The sequence below is a fragment of the Acidisoma sp. 7E03 genome (genome assembly GCF_054665075.1).
On record NZ_BAAFHE010000009.1, the window covers coordinates 40,611 to 56,208 of the forward strand.

14 protein-coding genes are annotated in these 15,598 nt (G+C 67.9%); 5 read left to right on the plus strand and 9 right to left on the minus strand.

Going from position 1 to position 15,598, the window contains the following annotated elements; all coding sequences use genetic code 11:
• Positions 1–5 precede the first annotated feature (5 nt).
• A complete protein-coding gene (locus ACYQ6W_RS14700) occupies positions 6–3,176 on the plus strand; it encodes an efflux RND transporter permease subunit (RefSeq protein WP_459676298.1) in 3,171 nt (1,056 codons plus the stop codon).
• Positions 3,177–3,370: 194 nt separating this feature from the next.
• Positions 3,371–5,227, plus strand: a complete 1,857-nt coding sequence (locus tag ACYQ6W_RS14705) for a methyl-accepting chemotaxis protein (protein WP_459676299.1) — start codon at positions 3,371–3,373, stop codon at positions 5,225–5,227.
• A gap of 60 nt (positions 5,228–5,287) precedes the next feature.
• Here ACYQ6W_RS14705 and ACYQ6W_RS14710 read toward each other — a convergent pair whose 3' ends face one another.
• The 8 genes from ACYQ6W_RS14710 to gloB all read right to left on the minus strand — a co-directional run bounded on the left by ACYQ6W_RS14710 (position 5,288) and on the right by gloB (position 12,256).
• The gene (locus tag ACYQ6W_RS14710; RefSeq protein WP_459676301.1) at positions 5,288–5,866 is read right to left on the minus strand and encodes an RES family NAD+ phosphorylase; all 579 of its coding nucleotides are present in this window, start codon (positions 5,864–5,866) and stop codon (positions 5,288–5,290) included.
• Positions 5,867–5,869: 3 nt separating this feature from the next.
• The gene (locus tag ACYQ6W_RS14715) at positions 5,870–6,583 is read right to left on the minus strand and encodes an antitoxin Xre/MbcA/ParS-like domain-containing protein (protein ID WP_459676302.1); all 714 of its coding nucleotides are present in this window, start codon (positions 6,581–6,583) and stop codon (positions 5,870–5,872) included.
• 68 nt (positions 6,584–6,651) lie between these two features.
• Complete coding sequence (locus tag ACYQ6W_RS14720) at positions 6,652–7,638, minus strand: threonine ammonia-lyase (protein ID WP_459676303.1); 987 nt, start codon at positions 7,636–7,638, stop codon at positions 6,652–6,654.
• Positions 7,635–9,152: an ArnT family glycosyltransferase gene (locus ACYQ6W_RS14725; protein ID WP_459676304.1), complete on the minus strand. Its 1,518-nt coding sequence runs from the start codon at positions 9,150–9,152 to the stop codon at positions 7,635–7,637. The genes ACYQ6W_RS14720 and ACYQ6W_RS14725 overlap by 4 nt, the downstream gene beginning before the upstream one ends.
• Positions 9,153–9,179: 27 nt before the next feature.
• Positions 9,180–10,298, minus strand: coding sequence for a glycosyltransferase (locus ACYQ6W_RS14730; RefSeq protein WP_459676305.1), 1,119 nt, complete (start codon positions 10,296–10,298; stop codon positions 9,180–9,182).
• Positions 10,299–10,403: 105 nt separating this feature from the next.
• On the minus strand, positions 10,404–10,880 hold the full coding sequence (locus tag ACYQ6W_RS14735; protein ID WP_459676306.1) for a cupin domain-containing protein: 477 nt from the start codon (positions 10,878–10,880) through the stop codon (positions 10,404–10,406).
• 4 nt (positions 10,881–10,884) lie between these two features.
• On the minus strand, positions 10,885–11,484 hold the full coding sequence (locus ACYQ6W_RS14740; protein ID WP_459676308.1) for a glutathione S-transferase family protein: 600 nt from the start codon (positions 11,482–11,484) through the stop codon (positions 10,885–10,887).
• A 40-nt stretch (positions 11,485–11,524) separates the two neighbouring features.
• Positions 11,525–12,256, minus strand: a complete 732-nt coding sequence (gene gloB, locus ACYQ6W_RS14745; protein ID WP_459676310.1) for a hydroxyacylglutathione hydrolase — start codon at positions 12,254–12,256, stop codon at positions 11,525–11,527.
• A 99-nt stretch (positions 12,257–12,355) separates the two neighbouring features.
• On the opposite strand from gloB, the gene ACYQ6W_RS14750 reads away from it, so the two are divergent.
• Positions 12,356–13,066: a class I SAM-dependent methyltransferase gene (locus ACYQ6W_RS14750; protein WP_459676311.1), complete on the plus strand. Its 711-nt coding sequence runs from the start codon at positions 12,356–12,358 to the stop codon at positions 13,064–13,066.
• Between the two features lie 9 nt (positions 13,067–13,075).
• Here the strand turns inward: ACYQ6W_RS14750 and ACYQ6W_RS14755 are convergent, their stop codons facing one another.
• On the minus strand, positions 13,076–13,504 hold the full coding sequence (locus ACYQ6W_RS14755; RefSeq protein WP_459676313.1) for a GFA family protein: 429 nt from the start codon (positions 13,502–13,504) through the stop codon (positions 13,076–13,078).
• Between the two features lie 242 nt (positions 13,505–13,746).
• Here ACYQ6W_RS14755 and ACYQ6W_RS14760 point away from each other — a divergent pair, with 242 nt between their 5' ends.
• Both ACYQ6W_RS14760 and ACYQ6W_RS14765 read left to right on the plus strand, forming a co-directional pair.
• Positions 13,747–15,171: an ATPase domain-containing protein gene (locus ACYQ6W_RS14760; RefSeq protein ID WP_459676314.1), complete on the plus strand. Its 1,425-nt coding sequence runs from the start codon at positions 13,747–13,749 to the stop codon at positions 15,169–15,171.
• A 38-nt stretch (positions 15,172–15,209) separates the two neighbouring features.
• On the plus strand, positions 15,210–15,578 hold the full coding sequence (locus tag ACYQ6W_RS14765; protein ID WP_459676315.1) for a response regulator: 369 nt from the start codon (positions 15,210–15,212) through the stop codon (positions 15,576–15,578).
• The last annotated feature ends 20 nt before the right edge of the window (positions 15,579–15,598 follow it).

Below are 15,598 nucleotides of genomic sequence, written 5' to 3' on the forward strand. Positions count from 1 at the left end.
CTAGCATGTTCTCCGCCATCTTCATCGACCGCCCGCGGCTTGCCATCGTCATCGCGGTGCTGATCACGCTGGCCGGCCTGATTGCGCTGACGCGCATTCCGGTCGCCCAGTTCCCGGACATCGTGCCGCCGCAGGTTTCGGTCACGACCAGCTATCCCGGCGCCTCGGCGGCGGTGGTGGAGGCAACCGTCGCTCAGCCCTTGGAGGCGCAGATCGTCGGCGCCGACAAGATGATCTACATGCGGTCCTACAGTGGCAATGACGGCAGCTACAGCCTGACCGTCAGCTTTGCCCTCGGCACCGACCCGAACATCGACGTCGTCAACGTGCAGAACCGGGTGGCCTCCGCGCTGTCCCAGCTGCCGCCGGAAGTGCAGGCGGAAGGCGTGCAGCTGCGGCAGAAATCCTCCGCCGTGCTGCAGTTCGTGCTGTTTTCGAGCCCGGACAAGAGCCTGACGCCGCTCTTCATCTCGAACTACATCACCATCAACGTGCTCGACGTGCTGTCCCGCACGCCGGGTGTGGGCCAGGCCTTCCTCTTCGGTGCGCAGAACTACTCGATGCGCATCTGGATGAACACGGACCGCCTGACCCAGCTCGGCCTGTCGCCGCAGGACGTGATCAACGCCATCCAGGCCCAGAACACGCAGGCGGCGGTCGGCACCATCGGCGCCAAGCCGATCGGCAACGAGCAGCAGTATCAGCTCAACATCCAGACCCAGGGCCGCCTGGTGACGCCGGAGCAGTTCGGCGACATCATCCTGCGCGCCAATTCCGACGGCTCGATCCTGCGCGTGCGGGACGTGGCGCGCATCGCCCTCGGCGCCGAAAGCCAGGCGACGCAGGACCAGCTGGACGGTGCGCCCGCGCTCGGCATCGGCATCTATCTCGAACCCGGCGCCAATGCGGTGGAGACCTCGCAACGGGTGAAGGCCGCGATCGACGGCCTGTCCAAGCGCTTCCCCTCGGGGCTCAAGGCGCAGGTCATCTACGACACCTCGGACTTCGTGAACGAGACGGTGCACGAGGTCATCCGCACCATCGTCGAGGCCTTCATCCTCGTCGTGCTCGTCGTCTTCCTCTTCCTCGGCGGCAATATCCGCGCGACGATCATTCCGACGATCGCCGTGCCGGTCAGCCTCATCGGCGCCTTCGCCGTGATGCTGGCGCTCGGCTACTCCGCCAATACCATCTCGCTGCTCGCTCTCGTCGTCGCCATCGGCGTCGTCGTCGACGACGCGATCGTGGTGGTGGAGAACGTCGAGCGCGTGATGGAGGAGCATCCCGAGATGGACCCGCGGGCAGCGACGAAGCTCGCCATGCGGCAGATCATCGGGCCGATCATCGCGATCTCGCTGGTGCTGCTGTCGGTCTTCGTGCCGGTGGGCTTCATCCCCGGCCTCTCCGGCCAGCTCTTCAAGCAGTTCGCGGTGACGATTTCCGTCACCATGCTGATTTCGGCGACCAACGCGCTGACGCTCTCGCCCGCGCTTTGCGCGCTGTTCCTGCGGCCGGTGAAGAACAAGGAGACCAGCAAGGGTCCCTTCTCGCGCCTCAGCCGCGGCATCGACCGCGTGCGCAACGGCTACGGGCATACCGTGAGCCGGCTGGTGCGCTTCGCCGTGCTGGTGGTGCCGCTGCTGCTCATCGTCGGCGGCGGGCTCGTCTTCCTCGCCGGAAAGACGCCCGGCGGCTTCCTACCCGAAGAAGACCAGGGCGCCTTCTTCACCGCGGTGGAATTGCCGGACGGCGCCTCGATCAACCGCACGCAGGAGGTGGTGGACCGCGTCGCCGGCCTGCTGAAGGCGATGCCGCAGGTTGCGCATACCATCTCGATCGTCGGCTATTCGATCCTGGACGGCGCGGCGGAGCCGAACGGCGCCTTCGTCGTCGCGCGCCTCAAGCCCTTCGCCGACCGCGTGGGGGCGGCGAACAGCGTGCAGGCCCTGATCGGCCAGATGTTCGGCGAGTCGCAGCAGATCATGTCGGCGAACGTCTTCCCCTTCAACCTGCCGCCGATCATCGGCCTGTCGACCGGCGGCGGCTTCGAATACCAGCTCGACGCGCTCGAAGGGCAGGACCCTGCGGACATGGCGTCCGTCCTCGGCAGCCTGCTCGTCGCCGCCAATACGGACCCGCGCCTGACCCGCGTCTTCTCCACCTTCTCGGCGGGCAATCCCTCGATCTATCTCGACATCGACCGTGACAAGGCGGAAGCCCTCGGCGTCTCCATCAGCGACATCTTCACGACGCTGCAGGCGACGATGGGCGGCTATTACGTCAACCAGTTCAACCTGTTCGGCCGCGTCTGGCAGGTGAACATCCAGGCCGAGGCCGGCGACCGCGCGACCACGGACGACATCTGGAAGATCTACGTCCGCAACGCGAGCGGTGCCATGGTGCCGCTGCGCAGCCTGGCCTCGATGCACATCGTGACCGGACCGCAGGTCATCACCCGCTACAACAACGTCCGCTCCATCACCATCGACGGCTCGCCCCAGCCGGGGGTCTCCTCCAGCCAGGCGCTGGCGGCGATGGAGGAGATTTCCAACAAGGTGCTGCCGGCCGGCTACAGCTACGAATGGACGGGCACCGCCTATCAGGAAATCCAGGCCGGCGGGCAGACCGGTGTGGTGCTGGCATTGGCCGTGCTCTTCGCCTACCTCTTCCTCGTCGCGCTCTACGAGAGCTGGACCATCCCGATGTCGGTGCTGATCTCGGTGGTGGTCGCGGGTCTCGGCGCCTTCATCGGCCTCACCGTCACGCAACTGCCGCTCAACCTCTACGCCCAGATCGGCCTGGTGACGCTCATCGCGCTCGCCGCCAAAAACGGCATTCTGATCGTCGAGTTCTCGAAGGAGCAGCGCGAGATGGGCGTGCCGATCCGCGACGCGGCCGTCGCCGGCGCGCGGCTCCGGTTCCGCGCCGTGATGATGACCTCCTTCGCCTTCATCCTCGGCCTGGTGCCGCTGGTGATGGCGACGGGCGCGGCGCAGATCAGCCGCCGCTCGGTGGGCACGCCGGTCTTCTTCGGAATGATCGCGGCAAGCTTCGTCGGCATCTTCGTGATCCCGATGCTCTACGCCTGCTTCCAGTACATGCGCGAATGGGCGCGGGTGAAGATCTTCCGCCTGCCGCCGCTGGAGTTCCACAAGCCCAAGAATTGGGAAGAGTGACGCAAACGACCCCGGAAGACGCATCGCCTTCCGGGGTTTTTCGTCGGCGCGGGGTGGCGGCCCGCGCCGGTCAGGTTTGTTGCGCAACGAACATTCAGTAAATTTAGACGATTTGTACACAAAATAGTCAGGGCCCGGCCGACAGAATGGCCCGGTTGCGTGGTCTGCCGCCACGCCCGGAGCGAGAGCGGGCCATGATCAAGAATCTTTCCGTCGTCAAAAAAATCCTCTGCCTGATCGCGCTCTTCGGCGTCTTCGTGATCGGCGTCGCCGTCTACACCAATGGGCAGATGCGGGCGCTGGACGGGCTCTACGGCAATCTTCTGTCGGGGGCGGTGGGGGCGCGCAATGCCATCAGCCGCAGCGTCAACGCGGTCCTGCATGTCGAGGTTGCGACGCTCGACGTGGTCACCGATCCGAACTATCCGACCAAAATGGCAGCCGCCGCCTCCGTGCCGGATTATGTCGCGAAGGCCAATGCTCTCTTCGACGAGGCAGCCGCGCGCCTGCCGGAGCGGGCAGCCGCCATCACCGCGCTGAAGGCCAAGCTCGACGATCTCGTCTCCCACGCCTGCAAACCGGCCATCGACTCCGGCGTGCAGGCGACCGATGCGAGCGGCTTCTCGCTCGCGCAGATGATGTACAACGTGAACTGCAAGCCGGGCTTTGGCGCGTTGGAGACGGCGGTGCTGGCGGAGAGCAGCGCGATCGCGCAAGAGGCGGCGGCGATCCAGGCCGCGGCCGGGCGCCATGCCGCGCACACCATCATCGTCAGCTGGATCGCCATCATCGGCGGCCTCGCCGTCATGATCCTGCTCGCCATTCTCGGCTCCCGCCGCTGGCTGGTGCGGCCGCTCAATCGGCAGATCGGTATCATGCAGGCGCTGACGATGCAGAACTACGACGTGACGCCGGAAAGCGACGATCGGCGCGACGAGATCGGCGCCATCGCCCGGGCTCTCGCCCAGTTCCGCGATGCCGGGCTGGAAAAGCAGCGGCTCGAGCAGGAGGCGGCCGAGGCGCGGGCGCAGGCGGAGGGGGAGCGCAACCGGCAGCTCGCACATCAGCAGGAGACGACGGCGCGCAGCACCCAGGCGGTCTCCGGCATCGCCAAGGGGCTGGACCATCTGGCGAGCGGCGCCCTCCATTACCGGATCGAGGAGCCGTTTGCGGCCGAGTTCGAGCCGCTGCGCCGCGAGTTCAACGAGACCATGGAGAAGCTGCAGGAGACCATGGTCACCATCACCGAAACCACCGCCGCCGTCTCCGGCGCCTCCGGCGAGATCACCCGCGCGGCGGATGACCTGTCCCGTCGGACCGAGCAGCAGGCGGCGAGCCTGGAGCAGACGGCGGCGGCTCTCGGCCAGATCACCGAGACGGTGCGCCAGACCTCGGAGAATGCGGAGGGTGCGCGAGACCGTGTGGAGCGTGCGCAGAAGGATGCCGCGCGGTCCGGCGCCGTGGTGGACGATGCGGTGCGCGCCATGGAGGGGATCGAATCCTCCTCCCGCCAGATCGGCAACATCCTCGGCGTGATCGACGAGATTGCCTTCCAGACCAATCTGCTGGCGCTCAATGCCGGGGTGGAGGCGGCGCGGGCCGGGGAGGCGGGGCGCGGCTTCGCCGTTGTCGCGACCGAGGTGCGGGCACTCGCCCAGCGCTCCGCCGATGCGGCGCGGGAGATCAAGGCGCTGATCGCTGCCTCGAACACCGAGGTGGAGAACGGCGTCCGCGCCGTCGGCGCGACCGGTGAGGCGCTGACGCGCATCGCGGAGCAGGTGTCGCACCTCAACGAACTGATCCTCGGCATCGCCGCCTCGGCGCGGGAGCAGGCGTCGAGCCTCGCCGAGATCAATACGGCGGTGAACCAGATGGACCGCATGACCCAGCAGAATGCCGCGATGGTGGAAGAGACAACCGCTGCGAGCCACGCCCTGGCGGGCGAGGCCGAGACGCTGGCCGGTCTCATCCGCCAGTTCGAGATCGAGGAAGCCGACCAGCAGCCCGCCTGCCAGGCTGCGCGACCGTCATCGGCCCGCCGCGCGGCTTAACGAGGGCGTCATTGATTGGGCTAGGACGATGAGAGCCGTTCCCTGACTGAGGGCGTGGGCCTAGATCAGAATCAGGCCAAGGGTCTTCAAAGCAGGCACCAGCGCTGCCAGGGTTTCCAACGGAACGGCGGCTGATGCCTTTAGCCTGGCCTCGACCGCGCGGTCATAGACCGCGATGCAGTCCTGGGTTTTGCGCAGACGGGATTTGTAGAGAATACCATCGAGGGTCGTGTTCTCGTAAACGGCGCTGCTTAGAACGCGAGCCTCCTCCTGGGCTTTTCCGCACGCAATGTTGGTTGATATGTTCAGCCGGAAGCAGGCATCGCCGCGCAGGTCCAAGACCGTGAGAGGCATAAGGGCGGAGACCTCGCAGACCGCCCAGCCCGATAGCTCCTCCCGCGTCATCACGCGCTGGGTCGCACCCTCGAAGCGGTCGCGGATGATCGCTTCGGCGATGCATGTCGCCAAATCCTCGCCAAGATACAGCAACTTGAAGCGGTCATCTGCACTGGCGAAGCGAGTTTTTCCGTAGCCCATGCCGAGCGGCGTGCCGCTGTGGGGGGTGGGCAGAACGCGAAGAAAGGAGCGTGGGGTAAACCTCCGGGTGAACGGCTCGATCGCCCGGAGGTCCAGCCGCATCGGTCAGAGGAAATCCCGCTCAGCCACCAACGCGACGGTGCCGGCTTGACCGTGCTTCAGAACACTTAGCGGCGTCTTGCCGCCCAAGGCTGCATGCGGCTGGCGCAACCAAAGCCACGCGGCGCGCGCGCTCGGGGCTACCTCCACGATGCGCGCCAGCCCTTCGACCGGACGACCATCGACGAACTGATCGAGCGGATAGGCCAGATTGCGCTGTCCCTTCAGCAACCCGATCGCAGCCTTGGCGAGACGCCAGTTGCTCAGCGTCTGCCGCGGGACGCCCAGCAGGCGCTGAATGTCGCCGGCGCCGGCGACCGGACCCGCCCAGCTTTCGAGTGGCGTCGGCGTGCCATAGGCGTCAAGTTGCCGTTGTCCCTCTTCGAGGCGGAGCAGTTCACCCAAGCCGGCCCCATCGCGTGAGTCGCCGCCTGGCTTGATGCCCTGCCTTGCCGGGACAAGTGTTTTTCCCCTGACTAGCCGAAGCTTTGACGACTTCGTCAGGTGGGACTTCACAGCCATTTTGCCGAGGACCGGCACCGCGGCGGCTTTCTTGGCTATTGTGGCGGCATTTTTGCCTGCACGCGGCAACACGATCTTCTTGGCTAGGATTTTAGCGGGCTTCAGAGCTTTACTGCTGCCGGTTTTCACGTCTTTGACGGCCGAACCATGCTTACGGCTCACGGTCAAAAGTGTCCGGGATCGCGCAGCCTTCCCCATCTCGACCTCCCTAGACAAGATCGCAATATTGTCCCAATTGTCCCAATTGTCCAGGTTTTCCCTCGCGCTCACACTTCTCCCGCATAGGCCAGAGCCCGCTCGAAGGTTGCAGGGTCGACGTTCCCGCCGGAGAGCACGATCGCCGTGGTACGGTCGCGCCCGTCGAAGGCGCCGGACAGCAGCGCCGCCAGGCCGACCGCGCCCGAAGGTTCGACCACCAGTTTCAGATGCAGGAAGGCAAAGGCCATGGCGCGCAGCACGGCCTCGTCCGTCACCACCACGCCGCCCGCGACACGATCCTTGTTCACCGCGAAGGTGATCTCGCCCTGGTTCGGCGACAGCAGGCCGTCGCAGAGCGTCGAGCCGCCCTCGCCATTGCGCTCCCGCACGCCGGAGAGGAGGGAGCGGCGCATGTCGTCGCGCCCCTCGGGCTCCAACGCATAGGTCGCGGCACCCGGAAAGCGCGATTGCAGCGCGAGCGTGACGCCGGCGAGCAGGCCGCCGCCGGAGACCGGCACCAGGGCGGCATCGGGCGTCACCCCCATCGCGGCCGCAGCCTCCGCAATTTCGAGCCCGGCCGTGCCCTGGCCCGCGATCACCTCCAGCTTGTCATAGGGCGGGATGATGGCAGCACCGGTTCGCGCGGCCTCGTCGCGGGCCATCGCCTCCCGGTCATCGCGCAGCCGGTCGAAGGGCACGACGCGGGCGCCCCAGCTCTTGGTCATGCGGGTTTTGATGGCGGGCGCATCGGCCGGCATGAAGATGGTCGCCTGCAGGCCGGCCGCCGCCGCGGCATAGGCCACCGCCTGGGCGTGATTGCCGGAGGAGAAGGCGACGACCGGGCCGCGATGCCCGGCTTCCGCCAGCGCGAGCACGGCATTCATCGCGCCGCGCAGCTTGAAGCTGCCGGTGTGCTGCAGATTGTCCGCCTTCACCAGCACGGTGCCGCCCACGGCACGGTCCAGCACCGCGCTGCGCAGCAGCGGCGTCTCGCGCAGGCGGCCCCGCGTGCGGGCTTGGGCGGCGTGGATATCGTCGAGGGTCGGCAGGATCACGGTGCGGCTCCGGAAGGCAGGCGGGTGAGAAGGGGTGGGCCGTCCGGCCCGATGGTGACGGCGTAGAGGTCGTAGCGCTCGCCGATACGCGCGCCGCGGCCGCGATTGAGCGTGCCGAGCTTGGTCATCCGGCTCCACGGCCGCGTGTCCGGCGCGTCCTGCCGTCGGGTGGTGCGCAGGAAGAGGCCGGGCGTGCCCGGTGGCAGGCTCGTCTCGGGATGCGGTAGGGCGAAGACCAGCCAGCGCGGCTCGTCGCTGATCACCGGTAGGCCCCGCGGCAATCGGAGCGCGAGTTCCGAGCCGAGGCCGTATTCGTCCACCGCGACGAAGCGGGCACCGGCCGCCTCTGCGCGTGCCGCGACCGCCTGGGTGAGCTGCCGCCAGCCGCCGAGCAGGCGGATCGTCGGGTCGCTCGGCCCGCCCATCGGGAGGGGGCTCGCGAGCGCCTGGACGTAGACGAGAAGGGTGAGCGCGAAGCCAAGCACGAGGCCGGGCTTCAGCCAGCGGCGGCAGGCGGGAAGCCGGGCGGCGGCGATGACGCCGGCGGGATAGAGGATCTCGGGCCAGTTGCCCTGCACCCGGGCGCCGAGGGCGTGCTGGACGAAGACGAGCGCGGGCAGCAGGCCGAAGGCGACGAGGAGCCCGGCGACCGGATCCCGCGTGCGGATCACGCGCCGCGTCTCGACCCAGAGGCCGCAGGCGCAGAGCGCGAAGATGATGGGGGTGGCGAGGCCCGCCTGGCCGCCGATCAGTTCGCCCAGGAATTGCAGCGCGCGGCTCGGCTGGAAATTGCCCGTCCGTCCACCCTGCTTGATGAAGCTCACCCAGGCATGGTCGGCGTTCCACAGGATCACCGGCAGGAAGAGGATCAACGCGAGGGCGAGACCGGCCCAGGCGCGGGGGTCGCGCAGATGGCGTCGGCCGGCGGGCAGCAGCAGGCACCAGAGGCCGACGCCGGCCAGCAGCAGGGCGCCGGTGTATTTGCTGTCGAGGGCGAGGCCGGCCGCGACCCCGGCCGCGAGCCACCACCAGCCGGAGCCGCCGGCGACGAGCCGCGCCATGGCCCAGAGCGTCAGCGTCCAGAAGAAGAGCAGCGGCGTGTCCGGCGTCATCAGAATGCTGCCCGCGCCGAGGAGGAGCGTCGCGTTGAGCAGGAGGGCTGCCGCATAGCCGCGCCCTGCGCCGAGGCGCCGCGCGGCATCGAGGATCAGGAGCGAGGCGCCGAAGGCGGAGAGAGGCCCGAGCAGGCGGAGGCCAAGCGGAGTCGGACCGAAGCACCAGGTGCCGATACGCACCCAGACGGCGACCATGAAGGAGTGGTCGTAATAGCTCCAGGCCGGCGCCCGGCTCCATACCCAGTAATAGGCTTCGTCCGGAGACACCGGCACGACCGCCGCCATCCCCAGGCGGAGCGCGGTCAGGCCGATCAGGGCGAGAAGAAAGGCGCGGGACTCTGCGCGGGCGGCGGGCGGGTGCGGCATGGCGCCGCTATGCCGGAGCGCCGCGGGACGCACCACCCCTCCCTTGCGCGCGTCTGGGGTTCAGACGGTGCGCCAGACGAGGGTGGAGGAGACGGCGTAGTTCCACACCACGCCGACGGCGGCACCCACGGCCGCGGCGGCGAGGCCGTTGTCGTGGAAGGGCGAGAACAGCGCCGTCGCGATGCCGACATTGGCGATGGCGCCGAGGCCGCAGACCAGCATGAAGAGGATGAGGCCGCGCAGCAGCTTCGGCCCGCGCAGCCGGTGCGTGCGATAGGTCAGCCGGTTGTTGAGCTGGAAATTGAAGAGCATGGCGAGGATCGTCGCGATGATCTCGGCGGCGACGAAGCCCATGCCGAGGCCCTGGCCCGCCCAGAGCGCCGCGAGATTCACCACGATGCCGAGCGCACCCACCAGCGCGAAGGCCACGAAGCGCAAGGGCACGTAGCCGCGCAGCGCCTTGTCCAGCAGCAGGGCGCCGAACTGTACCATGACGAGCGCGTCGAGCTTGCTCTCGCCGGCTTCGCGCTTGTGGAACTGGCACGGGATTTCCTGCACCCGCAGGCGCTCGGGTGCTGAGAGGATGAGGTCGAGCAGGATCTTGAAGCCCTGGCCGGAGAGGCGTGGCGCGATTGCCTCGAACCGGGCGCGCGGCATCATGAAGAAGCCGCTCATCGGATCACCGATGCGCATCGGCAGAAAATACTGCGCGACGGCGATGCCGGCATTGGAGATACGATGCCGCATGGCCGAGGAGAGGCCTTCGGACGAGCCGCCATCGACGTGGCGGCTGCCGATGACGACGTCTGCCGCGCCTTCGCGCAGGCAGGCCAGCATGGTCGGCAGCACCGTCTGGTCGTGCTGCAGGTCCCCGTCCATCACCGCGACGAAATCGGCGGAGGAGGAGAGCGCGCCTTCGATCACCGCGGAGGAGAGGCCGCGCCGGCCGATGCGGCGGATGCAGCGCACCCGTGGGTCGTGCCGCGCGATGCCGCGCGCCTCCTCGGCCGTGCCGTCCGGGCTGTTGTCATCGACGAAGATGATTTCCCAAGCGACGCCGGGCAGCGCGGCGGCGACGCGCTCCACCATCGGGCGGACGTTCGGCCGCTCCTTGTAACAGGGCACGACGATGGAGAGTTCGGGGCTCACGGCGGCGGCCGATGACGAATCGGTGATCATTCTGCCAGGGGATAGCATGATGCCGGGCACGGGCAAGCGCTCCAGAGGGAAAACCGCAGCGCCGCTCTTGCCGGCGCTTTGCGGCAGCACCGCGGCGCGGCCGTGTCAGCCCGGAGGAGCGTCGCCCGCAGGGGCCTCGCCCTGCGGGGTCCAGCCCGGCGGAGCCATTTCGAAGCCGGAAAAGAGAAAGGCCGGCGCCACGATGCAGGAGACGAGGGTCCAGGCGCCGAGGCTTTCAGCCCGCTGCCAGTGGCCCTGGGGCACGCTGCGCTGCAGCGCCTCCCCCCGATCGAGCTTGGGCCCGAGAAGATGGACCGCTGCCCGTTCCCCAGGCCCCGCCATTTCCAGGGACAGTCCGGCCCCGGCATGCCACAGCCAGACTTCGACGGCGTCCACGCGGTGCCAATGGCTGACGACGCCCTGCGGCAGCAGGAAATAGATGCCGGTCGCGGCACCCCGGTGCTCGAGATCCCCGTCGCGATAGACCTCCCGGTAGAAGCCGCCCTCGGGATGCGGCTGCAGGCCGAGACCGTCGATCACCGCCTGGGCCTCGAGGCCCGGCCAGGTCAGATCGAGCCCCATCGCCTCAGACCGGCGGCTCGGTCGCGGCAAATCCCGGCAGCGTCGCCGTAAAGGCGCTGAACCAGTGTGCGAGGCGGGGATGGCCGGCCCGCCAGTCGAGGCTCGCGAAGCGGAAGTCGAGATAGGCGAGCGCGCAAACCACCGAGACGCTGCCGATGTCGAGATGCGCCTCTGCCGGCGGATGGGTCTCCAGCAGGGCAAGCGAGCGGGTGACGGCGGCAAGCTGCCGGGCAATCGCGGCGCTGCGCGCCGGCTCTTCGGGCCGCAAGCTCTCGACGCGGGCAAGAACCCCGGCATCCATCATGCCGTCGGCCAGCGCCTGCAGCCGCAGGGCCTGCCAGCGTGCGCCGTGCTCCGGAAAGAGCGGCGGCGCATCGCCGAGGCTGTCGAGATATTCACAGATCACCGGGCTGTCGAAGAGGGCTTCGCCGTCATCGGTGACTAGGCAGGGGACCTTGCAGAGCGGATTGGCTGCCAGCAAGTCGGGCGGCGAATCGAAGGCGGCGGTCGGCACCCGCTCGATCCGGGCGTCGAGCTCCCGGATCGCTGCGCAGAGCAGGACCTTGCGTACGAAGGGGCTGGTCGCGGAATAGAAGAGTTTCATCGTCGGTCTGCTCCTGGCAGGCGGGGGCGCGGTCGGGGGCTCAGCCCTTGAAATTGTCCTTCATGGCGCGGATGCGGCCGAAGGAAGCGGCGTCCGCCGCCAGGAGGTAGGGGTTCACCGGCAGCTCGTCCCCCAGGCGCACGGGCAGTGTCTGCAGCCCGTTTGCGCGCATACGGTCGACCTCGGCCGCCTTATCCCGCAGCAGCGCGTTCTCGGGGTCGATAGAGAGCGCGAAGCGGGCATTGGACTGCGTATATTCGTGCCCGGCGCAGACCAGCGTTTCTTCCGGCAGGGCGGCGATCTTCTGGAAGCTCTGGAAGAACTGCTCGGGCGTGCCCTCGAACATGCGGCCGCAGCCGAGGCTGAACATGGTGTCACCGCAGAAGAGAACCGGCCCATCCGCAAAGAAATAGGCGATGTGGCCCACCGTGTGGCCCGGCGTGTCGATCACTTGCGCCGCATGGCCAGCGAAGGTGACGTGGTCGCCCTCGTTCACCGCGATGTCGAGCCGCGGCAGCCGATGGGCATCGGCCGCGTTGCCGACGATGCGCGCGCCGGTATGGGCGCGCAGCGCCTCGGCGCCGGCGATGTGATCGTCATGATGATGGGTCAGCAGGATGAGATCGAGCGTGCCGCCGAGCTGGGCGACGGCGGCGATCGCGGCCTCCGAAGCCGCCGGATCGACGAAGGCGAGGGCGCCGGAGGCGTCGTCGCGCAGGATCCAGGCATAGTTGTCGGAAAGCATCGGGACGGGGATGGGAGTGAGTGTCATCGGACGAGCCTAGCATCGCCCCGCCGGAGGGTGAATGCTCCTTCGTGAGACAAAAGAGCCGCATCGCGGGCCTTTGTCCTTCCGTGTATGCTGGCGCCGATGGCACTCGACGTTCACGCTGCAGCCGATTTCTATGGGACCGCGCAGGGCGTGGTCGTGGCGCGCCTCATCCGCGAACGGATTGCGGCTCTCTGGCCGGACATGGCGGGCAAGGCCGTCCTCGGCCTGGGCTATGCGCCGCCCTACCTGCGCGGCTGGCGGGAGGAGGCGCAGCGCACCATCGCCGTGACGCCGGCGCAGCTCGGCGCCGCGCGCTGGCCGGTGGGCGGCCTCAACCTCACCTGCATGGCGGAAGAGGATGCGCTGCCCTTCCCGGGGCCCGTCTTCGACCGCGTGCTGCTGGTGCACGGGCTGGAAGGCGCGGAGAACGCCCGCCGCATGCTGCGCGAGGTATGGCGGGTGATGAAGGACGACGGGAAGCTCATCGTCGTGACGCCGAACCGCCGGGGCATGTGGGCCTATTTCGAGCACACGCCCTTCGGCCATGGCACGCCCTATTCCGCCGGCCAGGTGGGCCGGCTGCTCGCCGCGAGCATGTTCCGGGTGGAGCGGCGGGACATCGCCCTCTGCATGCCGCCCTGCGACCTGCGGCTGGTCCTGCGCTCGAACCGCTTCTTCGAGCGCGTGGGGCGGTGGGCGACGCCGCAGTTCTGCGGCGTCACCATCGCCGAGGCGGTGAAGGACGTCTATTCCGCCATCCCGACCAACATGACGCCCAGCCGGCGCTTCATCCTGGCCGAAGCCCCCTGACCGGACGGTTCAGCCTTCCGCCGGAATGAAACGCAGCGTGCCGGCAAGGCGGGAGACGCCGCCATTGTCGTTCGGGTGGTTGATGCCGTCATGCACCGGAAGGTCGAGAAAGTCGAAGGGACTCAGCCCGTCCAGGCAAGCGACGTTGACGCCGAACTGGTTCTGGTTCGAGCGGCGCTGGTGATGCGTGTAGATACCGCAATGCTTGCAGAAGAAGTGCTGCGCGGCGCCGGTGTTGAAACGATAGCGGGTGAGGGCATCTTCGCCTTGCAGGATCGTGATGCCGTCCGTCTCGGCGCTCACGACGACGGCGCCCCGCATCCGGCAATAGGAGCAGTTGCACCGCCGGGCGGTGGCCAGCCCATCGCTCAGCCTGGCCTCGAAACGGACGGCGCCGCAATGGCACTGGCCCCGCCAGGTCTTCGTCTCGTCCGACATGCTGATGACGCTCCTGCGCAATGACTTCACCGTGGACAGGACAAGAGCGCCGGTGCGGCGTCAATCGGCGGCGGCCGCGGCCCAGCCCGTCATCGCGCTTTCGTTTGCGGAAAAAACCTTGCGGTCGCTTGGCTTTAGGAAGGCTCCCGCATAAATGTCGCGGTGCGGCCATGCGCTGGGACGGGGTCCCGCCGCGACCGCACGTCGTCGAGCGAGGAGCAGGCCTGTTGCCGGAACGTTTGTTGAGAATTGAGTCCGGCGTGCCAGGCCTCGACCGCATCCTCGACGGCGGCTTCGTGGAAGGCGCGTCCTACATCATTCAGGGCCGCCCCGGTGCCGGCAAGACGATCTTCTGCAACCAGGTCTCCTTCGCCCATGCCGCCCGCGGCGGTCGTGTGCTCTACGTCACGCTGCTGGCCGAAACCCACCAGCGGCTGTTCCAGAGCCTGGGCACGCTGGGCTTCTTCGACCGGGAGCGGCTCTCGTCCGGAATCCGCTACGTCAGCGTCTTCCAGACCTTGCGCGACGAGGGCCTGCAGGCGGTCGTCGACATTCTGCGCCACGAGACGAAGCGGCAGAATGCGAGCCTCCTCGTGTTCGACGGGCTGCTCAACGCGCGGGATCGTGCCGAAACGGATCTGGACGTGAAGACCTTCGTCGCCGCGGTGCAGAACCAGGCGGCCTTCGTCGGCTGCACCGTGCTTTTCCTCACCAGCACCCGCCTCGCCGACGACAGCCCGGAGCACACGATGGTGGACGGGGTGATCGATCTCCAGGCGGATCTCGCGGGCTCCCGCCTCATCCGCTCCCTGCAGGTGCGCAAGTCCCGCGGCAGCGCCTCCATCGGCGGCAGCCACCAATTCGAAATCACCGACGACGGCGTGACCGTCTATCCGCGCATCGAGGCCGCCTATGCACTGCCCACGGGCAAGACCGAGCCCGAGGATGGCCCGCCGCTCTCCTCCGGGGTGGAGGGGCTGGACCGTCTCATCGGCGGTGGCCTGCCGCTCCAATCGATCACCCTGCTGCTCGGCCCCTCCGGCTCGGGCAAGACCTCCTTCGGCCTGAGCTTCCTGCAGGGCGCGTCCGAGGAGTGCCCGGGCCTGCATTTCGGCTTCTATGAGACGCCCGGGCGTCTCCTGCTCAAATCCCGCGCGCTCGGCCTCAACCTCGACCGGCTCGTCGACTCCAAGGCGCTCGAAATCCTGTGGCACCCCCTCGGCGAAAACCTGATGGACCAGCTCGGCCACGAACTGCTGGAGGCCGTGCATCGGCGGAAGGTCAAGCGGCTGTTCATCGACTCCCTCGGCGCCTTCGAGCGGGCGGCCATTCAGCGCGAACGCCTGCTCGAATTTTTGGCGAGCATCGCGAACGAGTTGCGGTCCCTCGGTGTCACTGCGGTCGCGACCTGGGAGATCCGCAGCCTGTTCGGCAGCGAACCCTTCGCACCGACCATCGAGATTTCGAGCATCCTCGACAATCTCATGCTGCTGCGTTCCCGCCCGGTGGACCATCAGTACAAGCGCCTGCTCTCCGTGCTGAAGATGCGGGACTGTGCCGTTCAGCCGGCGATGCATGAGGTGGTCTTCGGCAGCGGCGGCTTACGGATCAGCGACGTGACGATCGGCCTCGACCAGGTCGACGGTCCCCACGGAACGCTGGACTGAGAGCCGACGGTGGACACTCTCGCCCAGAGCGCCGAACCATGGCGATGATCGTTCTAGCCGAGGACGAGTTCCTCATCGCCGAGATGATGGCGGATTTCCTGCGCGACGCGGGGCATGAGGTGCGCACCGCGGCCCATGGCCGGGGCGCCTTGAAACTGGTGCGGGATCTCCGGCCGGACATTCTGATCACCGACTACATGATGCCGCTAATGACGGGCGTGGAACTCGCCGAGACCATCCGTAGCGACCCGGAGCTTAAGGCGCTGCCGATCGTGCTGGTCAGCGGCGCGCAGGCGCATCTGGCGCGCAGCCGCGCCGAGCTGTTCACCGTCATTCTCGAAAAACCCTATACGCCGCTGCAATTGACCGAGGTGCTGGCCGAGGTGCTGGGCGCGGCCTCCCGCTGAGGCCGCGGGACCCGGCTCCG

Excerpts from the sequence above, each read along its gene's own strand:
- ACYQ6W_RS14700 (WP_459676298.1), top strand. The coding sequence starts at position 6 with ATGTTCTCCGCCATCTTCATCGACCGCCCGCGGCTTGCCATCGTCATC.
- ACYQ6W_RS14705 (WP_459676299.1), top strand. The coding sequence starts at position 3,371 with ATGATCAAGAATCTTTCCGTCGTCAAAAAAATCCTCTGCCTGATCGCG.
- ACYQ6W_RS14710 (WP_459676301.1), bottom strand. The coding sequence starts at position 5,866 with ATGCGGCTGGACCTCCGGGCGATCGAGCCGTTCACCCGGAGGTTTACC.
- ACYQ6W_RS14715 (WP_459676302.1), bottom strand. The coding sequence starts at position 6,583 with ATGGGGAAGGCTGCGCGATCCCGGACACTTTTGACCGTGAGCCGTAAG.
- ACYQ6W_RS14730 (WP_459676305.1), bottom strand. The coding sequence starts at position 10,298 with ATGATCACCGATTCGTCATCGGCCGCCGCCGTGAGCCCCGAACTCTCC.
- ACYQ6W_RS14735 (WP_459676306.1), bottom strand. The coding sequence starts at position 10,880 with ATGGGGCTCGATCTGACCTGGCCGGGCCTCGAGGCCCAGGCGGTGATC.
- ACYQ6W_RS14740 (WP_459676308.1), bottom strand. The coding sequence starts at position 11,484 with ATGAAACTCTTCTATTCCGCGACCAGCCCCTTCGTACGCAAGGTCCTG.
- gloB (WP_459676310.1), bottom strand. The coding sequence starts at position 12,256 with ATGACACTCACTCCCATCCCCGTCCCGATGCTTTCCGACAACTATGCC.
- ACYQ6W_RS14750 (WP_459676311.1), top strand. The coding sequence starts at position 12,356 with ATGGCACTCGACGTTCACGCTGCAGCCGATTTCTATGGGACCGCGCAG.
- ACYQ6W_RS14755 (WP_459676313.1), bottom strand. The coding sequence starts at position 13,504 with ATGTCGGACGAGACGAAGACCTGGCGGGGCCAGTGCCATTGCGGCGCC.
- ACYQ6W_RS14765 (WP_459676315.1), top strand. The coding sequence starts at position 15,210 with ATGGCGATGATCGTTCTAGCCGAGGACGAGTTCCTCATCGCCGAGATG.